An 18,479-nucleotide genomic window follows, 5' to 3' on the forward strand; every position below is an offset into this window, starting at 1 on the left:
GCGGCGCAATTTATTGCGCGATAAATCGCGCCGCTACACATCCCTGCACTTTTATCACCTGCATAATTCCGAATCGCTGCGCAAATAACCAAACTTGCCTATTTTTCGCCTTTATCCCGGCGAAAAAAACGCGTGAACTGGGATATACTCGCTGCGAATTTCATCTCATTACACGCCTTTAATGGCCTGGAGAAGTTTTGTTGCGCGTCAGTCGTTCTCTAACGATAAAGCAGATGGCGACGGTGTCCGCCGTGGCGATGGTGACCATCTGCATCTTTATTGTCATCCAGCTCTTTCACTTTGTGCAGCAGCGCAGGATTGACTACGCCCAACAAATGGAAAATGTGGCGCACACCGTGCGTCAGCCGCTCTCCGATGCGGTATTGAAAGCCGATATTCCGCAAGCCGAGCGCATCCTCAATACCCTGAAACCGGCCGGTATTTTATCGCGCGCCGATGTGGTGCTACCGAACGCGTTCCAGGCATTGCACGCCGATTTCGCGCCAGAAAAACCGGTGCCGCGCTGGGTAGCGCGCCTGTTTGAGCTGCCGGTACAAATCACGCTGCCGCTCTATTCGGTGGAGCGATCGGGCTTGCCGAAGCCGATTGCCTATCTGGTGCTGCAGGCTGACTCTTCGCGCGTCTATCAGTTCCTGCTCAGTACGTTGTCGACCATGATCACCACCTATCTGCTGCTGGCGCTGATTCTCTCAATCGCCATTAGTTGGTGTATCAATCGTTTGATTGTGCATCCGCTGCGCGATATCTCGCGTGATTTACAGGAGCTGCCGCCGCAGGCGATTCTGACCCACAAAATGACGCTGCCGAATAACCATCGCGATGATGAAATCGGTATGCTGATTCGCAGCTACAATCGCAATCAGCAGGTGCTGGAGTCAATTCATGACGAAATGAGCCGCATGACGACCCATTTCGCCGTCACGGATCTGCCCAACCGCGCGCTGTTCCTGGCACTCCTCGAACAGCATATGAGCCATCGCCATAATCGTCAGGCGTGGGGCTTGATGGTGATTCGCATTGAGACGCTGCAGGAAGCCAACGGCGTACTGAGCGATGAACAGCGCGATACGCTGATGTTGACGCTGGTTGAGAAGATTCGCAGTACCGTAGACGATCACTCGCTGCTGGCACAAACCGGTCCCAGCGATTTTGCCTTGTTGATGAAGCGCGCGCACAATCCATTCCGTGCCATGCGCCTGGCGCGCAATCTGATGATTCGTATCAATCAGCCCGTTAACCTGCAACAGCTGCAGCTGCGTCCGAATGCCAGTATCGGCCTGGCGTTGCACGAAGAGAACAGCATCTCGGCCAGCGAACAGCTCGATCGCGCGACCTCGGCGATGATGTCGGCGCGCCATCAGGGCAAAAATCAGATTCTGTTCTTCGATCCGGCGCTGACCGAGCGTGCGCAAAAGCGTTTAACGCAGGAGCACGACATCTTGCAAGGCTTGCAGGACGAGCAGTTTGCCCTTTATCTGCAGCCGCAAATCAACATGGAAACCGGCGAGCTGGCCGGTGCCGAAGCGCTACTGCGCATGCGCATGCCGGATGGCAGCTACGGTTTATCGGAAGAGTTTATCGCCAGCGCCGAAGAGATTGGCGTGATTTCGGCGATTGGTCGCTGGGTGTTTGAAGAGGCCTGCCGCATTCTGGCTGGCTGGCAGAAGCAGGGAATTAACATTCCACTCAGCGTTAATATCTCGGCGGTGCAGCTGCGTGATGCCAGCATGGTTAGCCATTTGCAGGGCTTGCTTGAGCGCCATCGCATTGCGCCGGGCAATTTCGTGCTGGAAATCACCGAAACCGCACAGATTGGCGATGCCGAGCAGGCGATTGCGCTGCTGCGTTCGCTGCAGCAAACCGGCGTGGCCGTTGCACTCGACGACTTCGGCATGGGCTACTCCAACCTCAACTATCTGCATCAGTTCAAAGCGCTGCCAGTGAATAAGCTGAAAATGGATCGCAGCTTTGTTGCCGCGCTGCCGGATGATGACACCATGGTGCGCATTGTGGCGGCCATTGCCGACATCATTCACCTCGACGTGATTGCTGAGGGCGTTGAAACCGCCGAGCAGCGCGATTGGCTGCTGGCGCGCGGAATTACTATAGGGCAAGGCTACCTATACGCTGAAGCGCTGCCACTTAACGTCTTCAATCAACGCTGGCTCAAACGCTCGCAACTCCCTGAATAATCACCTTGGTTATTGATTTTCCTTACAAAATTGTAGCGAAGCGCTAAGCTGAAGCGTTTCAGTTCATAGTTAGAGTTTTGTAACTTTTGTAAGGAATGTTAGGGGATATTAATCTTGTTAACAGGGTGTTATTTTCCTCGCCATCGGTAAGGTTTTACGCTTCTGGCGGCTTGCCGCATGCGTTCTCCACAACAATGGCGGTGTAAACCGTCTCACTGGACACCTGTTATGAAAATCTTAAAAAGCCTCTATTTTCAGGTACTGGTTGCCATTGGCATCGGCGTCCTGTTGGGCCATTTCTATCCTGAGTTAGGCGCGCAAATGAAGCCGCTCGGCGATGGTTTCGTTAAGCTGATCAAGATGATCATCGCCCCCGTAATTTTCTGTACGGTGGTGACCGGTATTGCCGGCATGGAGAGCATGAAAGCCGTTGGACGTACCGGCGCAGTGGCGCTGCTGTACTTTGAAGTGGTCAGCACCATCGCGCTGATTATCGGTTTGGTGGTCGTCAATGTGGTGCAGCCAGGCGCGGGCATGAATATCGATCCGGCCACGCTGGATGCCAAAGCGGTCGCGGTTTACGCCCAGCAGGCAGAGCAGCAGGGGATTGTCGCCTTCTTACTGGATGTCATCCCGAATAGTGTGATCGGGGCTTTCGCCAGCGGTAACATTCTGCAAGTGCTGCTGTTCGCCATTCTGTTCGGCTTTGCATTGCATCGTCTTGGCAGTGCGGGCACGGTGATGTTCAACGTTATTGAGAGCTTCTCGAAAGTGATTTTTGGCGTGATCAACATGATCATGCGTCTCGCGCCCATCGGTGCGTTCGGTGCCATGGCCTTTACCATCGGGAAATATGGCGTCGGATCGCTGGTGCAACTCGGTCAGTTGATCATCTGCTTCTATCTCACCTGCGTGCTGTTTGTGGTGGTGGTATTGGGTCTGATCGCCCGTTTTGCTGGCTTCAACATCTTTAAGTTCATTGCTTACATCAAAGAAGAGCTGCTGATTGTACTGGGCACATCGTCATCCGAGTCTGCGCTGCCGCGCATGCTGGATAAGATGGAGAAGGTCGGCTGTAAGAAATCGGTAGTGGGATTGGTGATTCCAACCGGCTATTCGTTCAATCTTGATGGCACCTCGATTTACCTCACCATGGCGGCGGTGTTTATTGCGCAGGCGACCAACGCGCATATGGATGTGTTCCACCAAATCACGCTGTTAGTGGTGCTGCTGCTCTCCTCAAAAGGCGCAGCGGGCGTGACCGGCAGTGGCTTTATCGTGCTGGCGGCAACCTTGTCGGCGGTGGGACATCTGCCGGTCGCTGGGTTGGCGCTGATTCTCGGGATTGACCGCTTTATGTCCGAAGCGCGTGCGCTGACGAATCTGGTGGGTAATGGCGTGGCGACGATCGTGGTGGCGAAGTGGGTCGGTCAGCTGGATGAGAAACAGATGAATGCGACGCTTTCTTCATCGAAAAAGGTGAATAACGCACCAGAAACCGCCGCATAACCTGCTATTTGCGTTAATTTGCCGAGAAATGCCCGCTGTCGCTTGCCCTGACAGCGGGCATTTGCATAATAAACCCCATTGATTTTTTTCCCGATTTTTTACCTCGTTGCGCGACATCCTGACCTTCTTGTGGTCAAAGAGTCTGTTATTAAATAAACGTGGCGGCAGAATGCCGCACCGGTCACCCCAGATGTGACCGAACATGCCGCGCTAACGAGCGTTGATCTGTTTGAGTAGGGGTTCACATGCAGGGCACCAGAATTCGGCTTTTGGTTGGCGGATTGCTTCTGGCAGCGTCCGGTTTTGGCGTGCACGCCGAGACGCTCCAACCCGATCCCGCCTGGCAAGAAGGCAAACTGGACAATGGTTTTAGCTGGCAGCTGCTGACCACGCCACAACGTCCAAGCGATCGTATTGAGCTGCGCCTGATTGTTAACACCGGTTCGCTGGTGGAGAGCGCGCAACAAACCGGCTATAGCCATCTTTTACCGCGTTTAGCGATGGTGCATAACGCCACGCTGGACACCAATCAGCAACGTGCGCTGTGGCAACAAGCCATGGATCCGCAACGTCCGCTGCCGCCCGCCATCTCGTCATACGATTACACCCAATACAACCTGAGCTTGCCGAACAACCGCCCAGATCTGTTAAAAGAAGCACTCAGCTGGCTGGCGGCGACCGCCGGTAAAATGACGATTAATGAGCAGATTGTCTCTACAGCGTTAACGGCCACCGATCCGATTGCGACCTGGCCCGCCAATACGCAGGATGTCTGGTGGCGCTATCGCCTGAAAGGTTCGGCGATGCTGGCGCACGATCCGGGCGAGCAACCGCGCGCGCCAGTTGATATCGCCCAGCTCAACCGCTTCTATCAACAGTGGTACACGCCCGATGGCATGACGCTGTATGTGGTGGGGAATGTCGATAGCCGCAGCATGGCGGAACAGATCAACAAAGCCTTCTCGCCGCTGCAAGGCAAACGTGTAGCGCCAGCCGTGTTACCGACGCTGTCACCGCTGCCGCATCAGCCGGTTAATCTGGTGAATGGTGGCATGAGTCAGGATCGTCTGTCGCTGGTGTGGGACACCGCGTGGCAACCGATTCGTGATTCACAGAATCTGCAGCGTTACTGGCAGAGCGATTTAGCGCGTGAAGCGCTGTTCTGGCACGTGCAGCGCACACTGGCTGATAGTAAAGCGCAAAGCGTGCAGGTTGGCTTCGATTGCCGTGTGCTCTATCAGCGCGCGCAGTGTTCGATCAACATGGACAGCCCAAATGCCTCGTTGCCGCAGAATATGAATCAGGTGGCGAAAGAGCTGGCGGCCGTGCGTGACAAAGGGTTACCGCAGGAAGAATTTGATGCGCTGATGGCGCAGAAGCTGCTGGAACTCAATAAGCTGTTTGCCACTTACGCCCGTACCGACACCGATATTCTGATGGGGCAGCGTCTGCGCTCGCAACAAAACTCGGTTGTAGACATTGCGCCTGAGCAGTATCAGAAGCTGCGTCAGACCTTCCTCAGCGAGATGACGCGTGATCAGCTCAATCAGGAACTGCGCCAGCAATTGTCGCAGGAGCTGACCATGGTGCTGATTCAGCCGCAAGGTGAAGCCGAGACTAACGTGAGAATGCTGCAGGAAGGCTGGGATAAAGTGATGAAGCTTCCTGATGCACCTGCTGCGCCTGCCGCTCCGGATGAAGTAAAACCGGATAACAGTGCAGGCGCGGCGGAACAGGCCCAACCTTCTTCGTGATATCCCCTAAATAATTCGAGTCGCAGTTGCGGCTCGAATTATTGCGTAATGCCCATCGGTTAGTCACATCGCACATTCTGTAGCGGCGCGATTTATCGCGCAATGAATTGCGCCGCTACGATTTATGCGCGCTGCAATGTTGGTTTTCATCCCTTAACTGATGAGCATGACTCGAATTTTGGTGGGGATTACGTTTTGGCTCTAAGCCATTCGGTGACGAGCATCGGCCAGCTGGCGAGCGGTAAATCTGCCACGCCACGAATACCAAATCCGTGGCCGCCTTTCTGATAGAAATGAATCTCTACCGGCACCTTGTGCTCGCGCAGCGCGCTGAAGAACACCATGCTGTTATTCACCGACACCGATTCATCATCGGAGGCGTGAATCAGCAGCGTCGGTGGCGTTTGCGCATGCACGCGCGTCTCCAGTGAATACGCCTCAATCATTTTTTGATCCGGCCACGCGCCGAGCAAGCGGGTGCGTGCGCCTTCATGTGCCAGACCTTCGCGCATGCTGATCACCGGATAGAGTAATACCATCGCATCCGGGCGCGGCGAGAAGCTGTCGGCCTGATCCTGAACCGGATAGAGTTTGTCACCAAAGCGCGTGCCAAGGCTGGCGGCAACGTGTCCGCCCGCCGAGAAGCCCATCATCACGATATATTTGCCGTTCATACCCCGTTGTGCGCGTTCACGCAGCACACGCACCGCACGCTGCGCATCGGCCAGTGGGGCGTCTGGGCCTTCATGGTGTCCGTCATACGGCAGGCGATAGGTCATCACCGCCAGCGTGTAACCCATGGAGGTGAAAAAGGTAGCGAGCGCGCTGCCTTCACGATCGATTAACACGCGTTGATAACCGCCGCCCGGCGCCACCAGCAGCGTAATACCGTTCGAGGTTTCTGGATGCCAGATGGCAATCTCCGGGCAGCGCACGCCGGTGGCTGCGCGATCGTAAGGTTCGTACTCTTTGGCGAGATCGACGATCTGCGGCTGAGCGCGCGAATCGCTCGCGCCTGGCGCATCACCGTGGGGCCAGATATTGATAATTTCTGTGTGCATAAGTCAGTCCTGAGCGAGTCATGTTGTCGTTATTCTTTTCGCGGCCGGAGAAACAGCATCCTGCTGTTATTGATTAAAACATGGTCTTTTTTGACGCTGACGTCCAGCCGAAAACCGCTGATTCCGCCAGTTTCGGACTATGCCTGGCGGCCCCTTTTCGGCCCATAACACGTTGAATTTAAATCGCTATGTTAAGCCAGGTTAAAGCCATTTGGCGGGTGATGTTACAGAAGTGGATGAGCTGGGCGATTAGCAGAAATTGGCAGGAAAAAATGCTGCGTTAAGCCAAACTTTGAGGGTGGGTTTGTTAGCATAGGTAATGAATAGTGCAGGGATTGTAGCGGCGCGATTCATCGCGCAATAAATTGCGCCGCTACGGTTGGTACAGTTTGTTAATTTATTTCGGCATCGCGCTCAGCGGGATAATCGCGCCGCGATGCTGGATCACCGTGCTGGCGGTGAGATGACCGCGTGCGGCGGCATCCTCGGCGCTGCCGCCGGCCAAACGCACCGCCAGATACCCAGCACTGAATGAGTCGCCTGCCGCCGTGGTATCGATCACTTTCTCTTTCGCCAGTTTGATGGCAGCCACTTCTCGCAGCGGTTCATCACCGACCGCCACCAGACAGGAATCAGCGCCGCGTTTGATGGCAATCTCCTGCACGCCGGCTGCGCGTGTGCGAGCAATCACCGCGTCCAGCGGCTGTTCGCCCCACAGCAGATCTTCGTCGTCGAGCGTCAGGAACGCCATGTCGGTATGGCGCAGCATCTCGGCATAGGCTTGCTGAGCGCTGGGTTTATCGGCCCACAGACGCGGACGATAGTTGTTGTCGAAAATCACCTTGCCGCCGTTTTGACGACAGGCGCGGAGCAGCGCCATTAATTTGTCGCGGCTGGCCGCCGGCAGAATCGCCAGGCTGATACCGCTCAAATAGAGATAATCGTAGTGCGCCAGCTGCTGGCAGATCTCATCCGCTTGCGCACTATCCAGCCAGAAACGGGCGGCGGCGTCGTTGCGCCAGTACCAGAAGGTACGCTCGCCATGTTGGTCGGTTTCGATGAAATACAAACCTGGCATTTTATTGTCGAGGCGCTGAATCAGCGCGGTTTGTACTTGTTCCTGCTGCCAGGCTGCGATCATCTGATCGCTGAAACTGTCGGTGCCAAGTGCGGTGACATAATCGACACGCAGTTGCTGACTATCTGACTGACGCGCCAGATAAACCGCCGTGTTTAGCGTATCGCCGCCAAAACCGCGTTTGATATTCTCACCTTTCTCGGACAGCTCAATCATGCATTCGCCAATAATAGCGATTTTCTTCTGCGTCATGGTCTTCGGCCTATAGTGAATTCTGCCTTAGTCTCGCGTCTGGTATGGCAGTCGTCAATGATTTTTAAAACGATGTTTTGATTTAACTTAAGGCTGTAAACGCGCCACACTACGGTGATTTAACGGCCAAAGCGCGGTTTGTTTTGCCGATTAAGCGTGAAGCAGGCTGTTACACTCAACTATTCATGGGACTAACGAGATCGATAAAGTTATCCCTGCGATCGCCGATACTTGCCGCTGAGATGCTATTTGCAGGCACTCAACACCAACCAGGAAAAAACCATGGTGATGAAGAATTTGAGTCATCGGCTGCCTGTTTTAAATGAACTGGAGCAACAACAGGAAACGCGTCTCTTCTGGCAGCAGTGCCAACGATTCTATACTTTCCAGCCGATTTACCAGGTCTCAGGCCGCTTGCTGGCCATTGAATTATTGACAGCGGTGACCCATCCCTCGGCGCCAGAAAAAAGGCTGTCGCCTGAAGACTATTTTGAAGCACTGAATATCGCGCAGCGGCTCGGTGTCGTCGAGGAACAACTGCAACTGCTGATAAAATGGTCACAATTTTTCAATCAGCATCAGCTGGTGGCATCGGTAAATATTGACGGTCCAACGTTGATGGAGATTGAGCAGCATGAGTCGATTCGCTCTCTGATCGCCCAGCTGCCGTGGGTGCGCTTCGAACTGACGGAACATCATGCGCTGCCGCAGGAAGAGATGGTGGCGAAGATGCCAGAACTCGGCCCGCTGTGGCTGGATGATTTTGGCTCCGGCATGGCGAACTTCTCCGCGCTGACCGAACTGCGTTACGACTACATCAAACTGTCCCGCGAGCTGTTTATGCTGCTGCGCGCCAGTGATGAAGGTCGCTCGATGTTTTCAATGCTGCTGGCGTTAATCAACCGTTACTGTAACGGCGTTATCGTGGAAGGCGTAGAAACTGAAGAGGAGTGGCAACAGGTGCGCAGCTCGCCCGCCATGGCGGCGCAGGGCTATTTCTTCTCGCGTCCGGTGCCGTTTAGCGAGCTGGAACGCATGGCACTTGAGCTTCCCTGATCCCGTTCCGCGGCGTCTCGACTATCCTTAGTCAGACGTGGAAGGGCAAGGAGGAAGCAATATGTCACGTACTCGAAAGATCCTGAGCTGGGTGTTCGGGATTTTTTTGTTATTGGTTGTAGTGATTGTGGTGATCATCGCCACCTTTGACTGGAACCGCCTGAAACCAACGATTAATCAAAAAGTTTCAGCCGAGCTGAACCGACCTTTTGCCATTCGCGGCGATCTCGGCGTGGCTTGGGTACGCAATCGCGAAGAGCCCGGCTGGCGCAGTTGGGTGCCGTGGCCGCAGGTGCATGCCGACGATGTGATGCTTGGTAATCCGCCAACCCTTGCTGACGTCACCATGGTGCATTTGCAGCGGGTCGAAGCGACGATTGCGCCGCTGGCGCTGCTGCACAAGCAGATTTACCTGCCATGGATCAAAATGCAAAAGCCGGATGCGCGGCTGGTGCAAACCGCTGACAAAAAGAACAACTGGACCTTCGATTTAGCCAGCAGCGATAGCAGTGATGCCAATGCTGCGCCTTCTGCCTGGTCCTTCCGCCTCGACAACATCCTGTTCGATCAAGGACAAGTGCGCTATCGCGACGCGATCAACAAAGCCGATGTCACGGTAACGATTAATCCGCTGGGCAAACCGGTGCCGTACGCACAGGTTGCGGGTGGTGACGATCAGCAAAAAGGCGCAGGTGATTTTGTCTTTGGCTGGCAGGCGAACGGTACTTACAACAATCAGAAGCTGGATGGCGAGGGTAAAATTGGCGGCATGTTATCGCTGCGCAGTAAAAACACGCCGTTCCCGCTGCAGGTGGATGTACGCAATGGCACCACGCGCGTGCGCATTGATGGCACCTTGCAGGATCCGCTTAATCTTGGTGGGCTGGATGTGCGTCTGCGCTTCGCCGGTGACACGTTGGCCAATCTGTATGGCCTGACTGGCGTGCTGTTGCCCGATACGCCGCCGTATGAAACCGACGGTCATTTGATTGCGCGTTTCAACGAGGAGAAAGGGCCGCTATTCCGTTACGAGAAGTTTAACGGCCACATTGGCGATAGCGATATTCACGGTTCGCTTAGCTATCGTCAGGGCAAACCGCGTCCAACGTTAACCGGTGAACTCACCTCGAATCAGCTGCGTATGGAAGATTTGGGGCCGCTAATTGGCGTCGATTCGGGCAAAGGCAGCGAGAAAACGCAGCAGGCCAAAGCGCAGCGCGGTGACGCAGCATCGCAGCCAGCCGATCGCGTATTGCCGCATGACAAGTTCGATACCAAAAGTTGGGACGTGATGGATGCGGATGTGAAGTTCAGCGGTAAACGCATTGAACACAGTAGCAAGCTGCCGTTAAGCGATCTCTACACGCATCTGCAATTGAAAAAGGGTGACTTACTGCTCGATCCGTTGCGCTTCGGTATGGCGGGCGGCAGCATTAACTCCACTATTCATCTGGAAGGCGATCGCAGCCCAATGCGCGGACGCGCCGATTTGCATGCGCGTAAGCTGCGCCTGCGTCAGTTGTTCCCGGATGTCACCGCGATGCAAAACAGTTTGGGCCAGCTTAACGGCGATGCCACGCTGAGCGGCACCGGCAATTCGGTGGCAGATCTGCTGGGCACCAGCAATGGTGAGCTGAAGTTACTGATGAATGATGGCCTCATCAGCCGCAGCCTGATGGAAATTGCCGGACTGAATGTCGGCAACTATGTGGTGGGTAAACTGTTCGGCGATGATGAGGTGAAAATCAATTGCGCGGCCACCGATCTGAATATCCGTCAGGGCTTAGCGACGCCGAAGCTGTTCCTGCTGGATACCGAGAATGCGGTGATCAATGTGGACGGCAATGTCAACTTCGCTAATGAACGACTGGACTTGTCGATCAATCCGGAGAGTAAAGGGATTCGCATTATCACGCTGCGTTCGCCGCTTTATGTGCGCGGCACCTTTAAAAATCCGGATGCCGGTGTGAAAGCGGGGCCGCTGATTGCGCGCGGAGCCGCAGCGATCGCGCTGGGTGCCGTCGTTGCACCTGCCGCCGCCCTGGTCGCACTGATTTCGCCAAGCGACACTGACGAAAATCAATGCAGTAAGGTACTGCAGCAGATGAAGAATCAGAAGTAATCAGTTACGCCACAACACTTTTATGATGTGGTAACCAAAGGCGGTTTTCACCGGTCCATAAGGCTGTAATAGCGGACAGGAGAAGACCGCCTTATCAAATGCCGGCACCATTTGTCCTTTACGGAACTCCCCCAAATCACCGCCGTTGCGCCCGGATGGGCAAGTGGAATGTTTCTTTGCGAGCTGCTGGAAGTTCGCGCCTTTCTCAAGCTGCGCCAGCAGGGATTTGGCCTGCGCTTCCTCTTTCACGAGGATATGTAAAGCCGCCGCGGTTTTCGCCATGATATCGTCCTAATGTGTATAATCCGCCCATTATACCCTCCTTTCATTTGATTCAACTGAGCGAATTCCGTTATGCGTTTAAACCCCGGCCAACAACGGGCTGTCGAATTTGTCACCGGTCCTTGCCTGGTGCTGGCCGGTGCTGGTTCAGGTAAAACCCGCGTGATTACCAATAAGATCGCCCACCTGATCCGCGAATGCGGCTATCAGGCGCGCCATATCGCCGCCGTGACCTTTACCAATAAAGCCTCGCGCGAGATGAAAGAGCGTGTGGCACAAACGCTGGGACGTAAAGAGGCGCGCGGCCTGATGATTTCAACCTTCCATACGCTGGGGCTTGAGATCATCAAGCGCGAGTACAAAGCGCTGGGAATGAAAGCTAGCTTTTCGCTGTTCGACGATCAGGACCAGCTTGCGCTATTAAAAGACCTGACCAAACAGTGGCTGGAAGAGGACAAAACGCTGTTGCAGCAGCTGATTTCCACCATCTCCAACTGGAAGAACGATCTGGTCGATCCACAGGGCGCGGCAGGCCTGGCGCAATCGCAGCGCGACCAGATTTTTGCGCACTGTTATCAGCTGTATGACCAACACCTGAAATCCTGCAACGTGCTGGATTTCGACGATTTAATTGCGTTGCCAACGCTGTTGCTGCAGCGCAATCAGGAAGTACGTGAACGCTGGCAGCAGCGCATTCGCTATTTGCTGGTGGATGAGTATCAGGACACTAACACCAGCCAATATGAGCTGGTGAAGCTGCTGGTGGGTGCGCGGGCGCGCTTTACCGTGGTCGGCGACGACGATCAGTCAATTTACTCATGGCGAGGTGCGCGTCCGCAAAACCTGGTGCTGTTGCAACAGGATTTCCCGGCGCTGGAAGTGGTGAAGCTGGAGCAAAATTACCGCTCGACGCAGCGCATCCTGAAATCCGCCAACATCCTTATCGCTAACAATCCGCACGTGTTCGAGAAGCGCCTGTTCTCTGAACTGGGGCAGGGTAGCGAGCTGAAAGTACTGAGCGCTAACAACGAAGACCACGAAGCGGAACGCGTGGCGGGCGAACTGATCGCGCATCACTTCATCAATAAAACCGCCTACAAAGATTACGCTATTCTCTATCGCGGCAATCATCAGTCGCGCGTGTTTGAAAAGCAGTTGATGCAGAACCGTATTCCCTATCGCATCTCTGGCGGCACGTCGTTCTTCTCGCGTCCGGAAATCAAAGATTTACTGGCTTACCTGCGCGTGCTGACCAATCAGGAAGATGACAGTGCGTTTCTGCGTATCGTGAATACGCCGCGCCGTGAGATTGGACCGGCCACGCTGCAAAAACTGGGCGAATGGGCCAACCTGCGCAATAAAAGCCTGTATCACGCCAGCTTTGATATGGGGCTGGAGCAAACGCTAAGCGGGCGCGGGCTGGAGCATCTGCAACGCTTTACGCACTGGCTGAATGAGATCGTTCAACTGACCGAGCGTGAGCCGGTTAATGCGGTGCGCGATCTGATTCGTGGCATCGATTACGAAAGCTGGCTGTTTGAAACTTCGCCCAGCCCGAAAGCGGCCGAGATGCGCATGAAAAACGTCAACCTGCTGTTCCAGTGGATGACCGAGATGCTGGAAGGGGATGAGCTGAACGAACCGATGACGCTGGCGCAGGTGGTGACGCGCTTTACGCTGCGCGACATGATGGAGCGCGGTGAGAGCGACGAGGAGCTTGATCAGGTGCAGCTGATGACGTTGCACGCATCGAAAGGGCTGGAGTTCCCGTATGTCTATCTGGTCGGCATGGAAGAGGGTTTGCTGCCGCATCAGAGCAGCATCGATGAGAACAATATCGAAGAAGAGCGTCGTCTGGCCTATGTGGGCATTACGCGTGCGCAGAAAGAGCTGACCTTTACGCTGTGTCGCGAACGCCGCCAGTATGGCGAGCTGATGCGCCCGGAACCGAGTCGCTTCCTGTTGGAACTGCCGCAGGACGATGTGGTGTGGGAGCGTGAGAAAAAAGTGGTGAGTGCAGAAGAGCGCGTGAAGACCGGACAGACGCGCGTTGCCGGGTTAAGAGCGATGCTTGAGAACGCGAAGAAGGGTTGAGGTTGTGGTGGTCGCCATGAATGGCGACCCTACGTTGAGTGTAGGGGCGGCATTTATGCCGCCTGACCATCAGGAAATCGTCAATAACCAGTGCACATACGACTGATAATGACTCTCCTGCTCCAGCAGCTCAGAACGCAGCGGATGCGCTTCGCGCCAACCGGCAGGCAGCGTCAAATGCAGCGCATCATCATCTGCCTGTAAACGCACAGCGGGTAAGGTGTCATCACGACGTCGGCTCGAGAAAATAATCGCTAAGCGCAGCAAACGACTCAAACGTTCGGCCATGCGCGGCGGCACCGCGTTTTGCTGTGTCAGCAATGCGAGATCAATGCTGCCACTTTGGTTCTGCAACAGGCAGGCCAGCATTTTTTTCTGTGCGGGAGTAAAGCCAGGAAGATCAAGATGACGAATCAGATAAGCGGCGTGCTGCGGGGCCTGGCGGAAATCGACGCTCAGGCCAATTTCGTGGATAGAGCAGGCGCTCAGTAGCAGATCGCGACATCGGTTATCCAGCTTCCAGCTGCTGCTGACCTGACGGAAGAAACTCTCCGCCAGCTGGCGTACGCGACTGGCCTGATCAATATCAATGGCAAAACGGCGTTGTACATTTTGCAGCGTGCGGCTGCGGATATCACGATCAACCGGCAGATGCAGCATGCCATACACTAAACCTTCGCGCAGTGCGCCACCGGCCAGCGTCATGCCTTCAATGCTCAGTTCCTCGAAGATGGCGATGAGGATCGATAATCCGCTGGGGAACACTAATGCGCGCTCCAGCGTCAATCCTTCAATTTCCAACTCTTCCAGCTTGCCGCATTGAATCGCGCGCTGTTTCAGCTGTTGCAGCTTGCTCAGGGTGATGCGTTCATCCATACCCTGCGCCATCATAATTTCCTGCAACGCTTGCACGGTGCCTGAAGCACCCACGCAGATCTGCCAGCCTTTTTCACGCAGCGCAGCGGCTACCGGGCGGATCATCGCGCGCGCGGCCTGTTCAGCCTGCTCGAAATTCTCTTTTGCCAAATGACGATCGCTAAAATAGCGTTCAAGCCAGGTTACGCAGCCCATCGACAAGCTAAACAGCGTGGTCGCGTGCGAACCTTCGCCAGTCACCAGTTCGGTGCTACCACCGCCGATATCGACCACTAAACGCTGATCGGAACCGCCGGTTGTGTGCGCAACACCCTGATAAATCAGACGTGCTTCTTCTTCGCCGCTGATAACATTTACCGCGCAGCCAAGAATTTGTTCAGCCGTCGTGAGGAAATCCTGCGCATTGTTCGCAATGCGCAGCGTGGCGGTTGCCACCACGCGGATTTGTTCGGGAGGAATATCCTGTAGCTGTTCAGAGAACAACTTCAGGCATTGCCAGCCACGTTGCATCGCCTCTGCAGAGAGATGATTGGCTTTGTCGAGGCCCGCAGCCAGACGCACTTTGCGTTTAATCCGCGCGACGGTCTGAATACTGCCAGATACCTCGCGCACCACCAACATATGAAAGCTGTTAGAACCTAAATCAATCGCTGCATAAAGTGACGATGCGCTTAGCATGGTGTGCTTAACCCGAACGTTTACGGTTGCTATTGCGCGGCGCGCCGCTCCGACGGTTACTGTTGTTCCCGCCACGGCGTGGGCCGTTTCCTGAACGACTGCGTTGCAGACGTTTCGGCGGTGGCAGCTCGCTCATCAACGCATCGCTGTTGTACTTGCTGACTGGAATACCGTGACCGATATACTCTTCGATCGCCGGCAGGTTCAGCGCGTACTCTTCGCATGCCAGGCTGATTGAATGTCCGCTGGCACCCGCGCGGCCCGTACGACCAATGCGGTGAACGTAGTCTTCGCGATCGTCAGGCAAATCGTAGTTGAACACATGCGTTACCGCAGGAATGTGCAGTCCACGTGCCGCAACGTCGGTGGCAACCAGGATATCCACATCACCTTTGGTGAAATCATCGAGGATACGCAGACGTTTTTTCTGTGCCACATCGCCGGTCAGTAGGCCAACGCGATGACCATCGGCAGCCAGATGGCCCCAAATGTCTTCACAGCGGTGTTTAGTATTGGCAAAGATGATGGCGCGATCCGGCCACTCTTCTTCAATCAGCGTTTGTAGCAAACGCATTTTCTCTTCGTTTGAAGGGTAGAAAAGCTCTTCTTTAATGCGGTGACCGGTTTTCTGCTCGGGTTCCACTTCCACGTATTCGGCGTTGTTCATGTGCTCAAACGCCAGTTCACGCACGCGGTAAGACAAGGTAGCAGAAAACAGCATACTCAGGCGTTGGGTGGCCGGCGGCATGCGGCGGAACAGCCAACGAATATCTTTAATAAAACCGAGATCGAACATGCGATCGGCTTCATCCAGCACAACAACCTGAATCGCGCCCAGATTGACGTGGTTCTGCTTGGCATAGTCGATTAAACGGCCGGTGGTGCCCACCAGAATATCGACGCCATCAGCCAGCACTTTCAGCTGTTTATCGTAGCCGTCGCCACCATATGCAAGGCCCAGCTTTAAGCCAGTGACCTTCGCTAACGGTTCAGCATCGGCATGAATTTGTACGGCGAGCTCACGCGTTGGGGCCATGATCAGCGCACGGGGCTGATTGATCTGGCGGCCTTCTGCGGCAGGATGAGAAAGAAGATAATGAAACGTTGACGTAAGGAACGCCATCGTTTTGCCGGTACCGGTTTGCGCCTGACCCGCAACATCACGCCCTGTAAGCGTAAGAGGCAACGCGAGCGCCTGTATAGGCGTGCAGTGGCTAAAGCCTTTAGTATCAAGGGCTTCTATCACCTGAGGGTGCAGGGCGAAGTCGGAAAACTTCTGTTCAGTTAAGTGTGTTTTGCTCATAGTGTGGTAGAATATCAGCTTACTAGCGCTTTACGAAAGCGTATCCGATGAAATAAAGTCAACCTACGTTGGTATCATTTCCGCCAATTCGCCAGGCGCAATCTTTTGGAGTTAAACATGAGCAGCGATAAGATCGTTCACTTGACCGATGACAGTTTCGACACAGACGTACTGAAAGCAGACGGTGTCACTCTGGTTGATTTCTGGGCTGAATGGTGTGGTCCTTGCAAAATGATCGCCCCAATTCTCGACGAAGTCGCAGAAGAGTACGAAGGTAAACTTACCATCGCTAAGTTGAATATTGATGACAACCCGGGTACTGCGCCAAAATATGGCATCCGCGGTATCCCAACTCTGCTGCTGTTCAAGAACGGCGAAGTGGCAGCAACCAAGGTTGGCGCACTGTCAAAAGGGCAGCTGAAAGAGTTCCTGAACGCCAACCTGGCCTAAGCCCGGCGCGGTGTTTGTTCAGCAGTGGTGAATTTTTTCTCCACTGCTGGACGTCTCACTTTAAGCGTGTTAAGTTGAGTTCACTGCATTACGCTCTTACCTTGTAGTTTGCATCTAAGTTTTCCCTTGTCAGACCCTACTCGCAATGAACGTTATCGTGGTTTGGCAATCTGATGACTAGCACATTCGGCATCATCTTTCGACCGTCTCCTCGTTTCCTATCGCCACATCTGACGATAATCGTCGAGTTGAGTTGAAAAAGAGCCATTAACAGGCATGGAATTTTTGCCATACCACTCACGACAATCATTTCGAGAATTACCCCGAGTTTAAGAACCCATCACTATGAATCTTACCGAATTAAAGAATACGCCGGTTTCTGAGCTGATTACCCTCGGCGAAAATATGGGGCTGGAAAACCAGGCGCGTATGCGCAAGCAGGATATTATTTTCTCTATCCTGAAACAGCACGCAAAAAGCGGCGAAGACATCTTTGGTGATGGTGTGCTAGAGATATTGCAGGACGGATTTGGTTTCCTCCGTTCTGGAGATAGCTCCTACCTCGCCGGTCCCGATGATATCTACGTCTCTCCTAGCCAAATCCGCCGTTTCAACCTCCGCACGGGTGACACCATTTCTGGCAAGATTCGCCCGCCAAAAGAAGGTGAACGCTACTTTGCGCTGTTGAAAGTTAACGAAGTTAACTATGACAAGCCGGAAAACGCACGTAACAAAATTCTGTTTGAAAACCTTACGCCGCTGCACGCCAGCAAGCGTATGCGTATGGAGCGCGGTAATGGCTCGACTGAAGACCTTACTGCACGCGTACTGGATTTGGCTTCACCGATTGGTCGTGGTCAACGTGGTCTGATTGTAGCGCCGCCGAAAGCGGGTAAAACCATGCTGCTGCAGAACATCGCGCAGAGCATCGCTTACAACTATCCAGATTGCCTGCTGATGGTGCTGCTGATCGACGAACGTCCGGAAGAAGTCACCGAGATGCAACGTCTGGTTAAAGGTGAAGTGATCGCTTCGACCTTTGATGAGCCAGCGTCACGTCACGTGCAGGTTGCTGAAATGGTGATCGAGAAGGCTAAGCGCCTGGTTGAGCACAAGAAAGACGTGATCATCTTGCTTGACTCCATTACGCGTCTGGCGCGTGCCTACAACACCGTGGTTCCAGCATCAGGTAAAGTCCTGACCGGTGGTGTGGATGCTAACGCCCTGCATCGTCCGAAGCGTTTCTTCGGTGCGGCACGTAACGTGGAAGAGGGCGGCAGCCTGACCATCATCGCGACCGCGCTGGTTGATACCGGTTCGAAGATGGACGAAGTGATTTACGAAGAGTTTAAAGGTACAGGTAACATGGAATTGCACCTCTCGCGTAAAATCGCCGAGAAGCGTGTATTCCCTGCGATTGATTACAATCGTTCCGGTACGCGTAAAGAAGAGCTGCTCACCACTCAGGAAGAGCTGCAGAAGATGTGGATCCTGCGCAAAATCATCCATCCAATGGGTGAAATTGACGCGATGGAGTTCCTCATCAATAAACTGGCAATGACTAAAACTAACGACGAATTCTTCGATATGATGAAGCGTTCCTAAGTTGCGAAAGGCGAGTCGCTAAGCCAAGCGGTGATTCGCACAATTTGCCAGGAAATATTGCTAACGCCACGTCTTAACGTGGCGTTTTTTATTTATGGGCATTAGGATTAGCGCAGTCAGGAAGCTTTTATAATGACTGTGGCAGA

General features: G+C 54.2%; 13 protein-coding genes. 8 read left to right on the forward strand and 5 right to left on the reverse strand.

Features of this window, described 5'->3' with window-relative positions; genetic code table 11:
- Positions 1 to 200: 200 nt before the first annotated feature.
- The 3 genes from hmsP (at position 201) to ACRQ84_RS15990 (ending at position 5,476) form a co-directional block, all read left to right on the forward strand.
- The gene (gene hmsP / locus ACRQ84_RS15980) at positions 201 to 2,213 is read left to right on the forward strand and encodes a biofilm formation regulator HmsP (protein WP_483817942.1); all 2,013 of its coding nucleotides are present in this window, start codon (positions 201 to 203) and stop codon (positions 2,211 to 2,213) included.
- Positions 2,214 to 2,441: 228 nt separating this feature from the next.
- Positions 2,442 to 3,722, forward strand: a complete 1,281-nt coding sequence (locus ACRQ84_RS15985; RefSeq protein ID WP_064738186.1) for a dicarboxylate/amino acid:cation symporter — start codon at positions 2,442 to 2,444, stop codon at positions 3,720 to 3,722.
- A gap of 245 nt (positions 3,723 to 3,967) precedes the next feature.
- A complete protein-coding gene (locus ACRQ84_RS15990; protein ID WP_483816568.1) occupies positions 3,968 to 5,476 on the forward strand; it encodes a M16 family metallopeptidase in 1,509 nt (502 codons plus the stop codon).
- A 188-nt stretch (positions 5,477 to 5,664) separates the two neighbouring features.
- On the opposite strand, the gene ACRQ84_RS15995 is transcribed toward ACRQ84_RS15990, so the two are convergent.
- Both ACRQ84_RS15995 and ACRQ84_RS16000 read right to left on the reverse strand, forming a co-directional pair.
- Positions 5,665 to 6,537, reverse strand: coding sequence for an alpha/beta hydrolase (locus tag ACRQ84_RS15995; protein ID WP_064738184.1), 873 nt, complete (start codon positions 6,535 to 6,537; stop codon positions 5,665 to 5,667).
- 397 nt (positions 6,538 to 6,934) lie between these two features.
- Positions 6,935 to 7,867: a 2-dehydro-3-deoxygluconokinase gene (locus ACRQ84_RS16000; protein WP_483816569.1), complete on the reverse strand. Its 933-nt coding sequence runs from the start codon at positions 7,865 to 7,867 to the stop codon at positions 6,935 to 6,937.
- 282 nt (positions 7,868 to 8,149) lie between these two features.
- On the opposite strand from ACRQ84_RS16000, the gene pdeH reads away from it, so the two are divergent.
- Together pdeH and ACRQ84_RS16010 are read left to right on the forward strand one after the other, a co-directional pair.
- On the forward strand, positions 8,150 to 8,923 hold the full coding sequence (gene pdeH / locus ACRQ84_RS16005) for a cyclic-guanylate-specific phosphodiesterase (protein ID WP_064738182.1): 774 nt from the start codon (positions 8,150 to 8,152) through the stop codon (positions 8,921 to 8,923).
- Positions 8,924 to 8,984: 61 nt separating this feature from the next.
- The gene (locus tag ACRQ84_RS16010; protein ID WP_064738181.1) at positions 8,985 to 11,045 is read left to right on the forward strand and encodes an AsmA family protein; all 2,061 of its coding nucleotides are present in this window, start codon (positions 8,985 to 8,987) and stop codon (positions 11,043 to 11,045) included.
- On the opposite strand, the gene ppiC is transcribed toward ACRQ84_RS16010, so the two are convergent.
- On the reverse strand, positions 11,046 to 11,327 hold the full coding sequence (ppiC, locus tag ACRQ84_RS16015; protein WP_008105734.1) for a peptidylprolyl isomerase PpiC: 282 nt from the start codon (positions 11,325 to 11,327) through the stop codon (positions 11,046 to 11,048).
- Between the two features lie 72 nt (positions 11,328 to 11,399).
- Here ppiC and rep point away from each other — a divergent pair, with 72 nt between their 5' ends.
- Entirely contained in the window at positions 11,400 to 13,421 is a 2,022-nt protein-coding gene (gene rep / locus ACRQ84_RS16020; RefSeq protein ID WP_061719352.1) for a DNA helicase Rep, read from the forward strand.
- 69 nt (positions 13,422 to 13,490) lie between these two features.
- Here the strand turns inward: rep and ppx are convergent, their stop codons facing one another.
- Both ppx and rhlB read right to left on the reverse strand, forming a co-directional pair.
- Positions 13,491 to 14,975, reverse strand: a complete 1,485-nt coding sequence (gene ppx, locus ACRQ84_RS16025; protein WP_483816570.1) for an exopolyphosphatase — start codon at positions 14,973 to 14,975, stop codon at positions 13,491 to 13,493.
- Positions 14,976 to 14,982: 7 nt separating this feature from the next.
- A complete protein-coding gene (gene rhlB / locus ACRQ84_RS16030; RefSeq protein WP_483816571.1) occupies positions 14,983 to 16,278 on the reverse strand; it encodes an ATP-dependent RNA helicase RhlB in 1,296 nt (431 codons plus the stop codon).
- 117 nt (positions 16,279 to 16,395) lie between these two features.
- Here rhlB and trxA point away from each other — a divergent pair, with 117 nt between their 5' ends.
- A complete protein-coding gene (gene trxA, locus ACRQ84_RS16035; RefSeq protein ID WP_008105741.1) occupies positions 16,396 to 16,728 on the forward strand; it encodes a thioredoxin TrxA in 333 nt (110 codons plus the stop codon).
- A 345-nt stretch (positions 16,729 to 17,073) separates the two neighbouring features.
- Complete coding sequence (gene rho, locus ACRQ84_RS16040; RefSeq protein WP_008105744.1) at positions 17,074 to 18,333, forward strand: transcription termination factor Rho; 1,260 nt, start codon at positions 17,074 to 17,076, stop codon at positions 18,331 to 18,333.
- Positions 18,334 to 18,479: the final 146 nt, after the last annotated feature.

The organism is Pantoea sp. E2023-21 (genome assembly GCF_051302795.1).
Taxonomy (GTDB): Bacteria; Pseudomonadota; Gammaproteobacteria; order Enterobacterales; family Enterobacteriaceae; genus Pantoea; species Pantoea ludwigii_A.

What these genes read in the sequence shown, in the direction of transcription:
- ACRQ84_RS16010 (WP_064738181.1), top strand. Translation starts at nt 8,985, where the DNA reads ATGTCACGTACTCGAAAGATCCTGAGCTGGGTGTTCGGGATTTTTTTG.
- rep (WP_061719352.1), top strand. Translation starts at nt 11,400, where the DNA reads ATGCGTTTAAACCCCGGCCAACAACGGGCTGTCGAATTTGTCACCGGT.
- ACRQ84_RS15995 (WP_064738184.1), bottom strand. Translation starts at nt 6,537, where the DNA reads ATGCACACAGAAATTATCAATATCTGGCCCCACGGTGATGCGCCAGGC.
- ACRQ84_RS16000 (WP_483816569.1), bottom strand. Translation starts at nt 7,867, where the DNA reads ATGACGCAGAAGAAAATCGCTATTATTGGCGAATGCATGATTGAGCTG.
- ACRQ84_RS15985 (WP_064738186.1), top strand. Translation starts at nt 2,442, where the DNA reads ATGAAAATCTTAAAAAGCCTCTATTTTCAGGTACTGGTTGCCATTGGC.
- ppx (WP_483816570.1), bottom strand. Translation starts at nt 14,975, where the DNA reads ATGCTAAGCGCATCGTCACTTTATGCAGCGATTGATTTAGGTTCTAAC.
- rho (WP_008105744.1), top strand. Translation starts at nt 17,074, where the DNA reads ATGAATCTTACCGAATTAAAGAATACGCCGGTTTCTGAGCTGATTACC.
- rhlB (WP_483816571.1), bottom strand. Translation starts at nt 16,278, where the DNA reads ATGAGCAAAACACACTTAACTGAACAGAAGTTTTCCGACTTCGCCCTG.
- trxA (WP_008105741.1), top strand. Translation starts at nt 16,396, where the DNA reads ATGAGCAGCGATAAGATCGTTCACTTGACCGATGACAGTTTCGACACA.
- ACRQ84_RS15990 (WP_483816568.1), top strand. Translation starts at nt 3,968, where the DNA reads ATGCAGGGCACCAGAATTCGGCTTTTGGTTGGCGGATTGCTTCTGGCA.
- ppiC (WP_008105734.1), bottom strand. Translation starts at nt 11,327, where the DNA reads ATGGCGAAAACCGCGGCGGCTTTACATATCCTCGTGAAAGAGGAAGCG.
- pdeH (WP_064738182.1), top strand. Translation starts at nt 8,150, where the DNA reads ATGGTGATGAAGAATTTGAGTCATCGGCTGCCTGTTTTAAATGAACTG.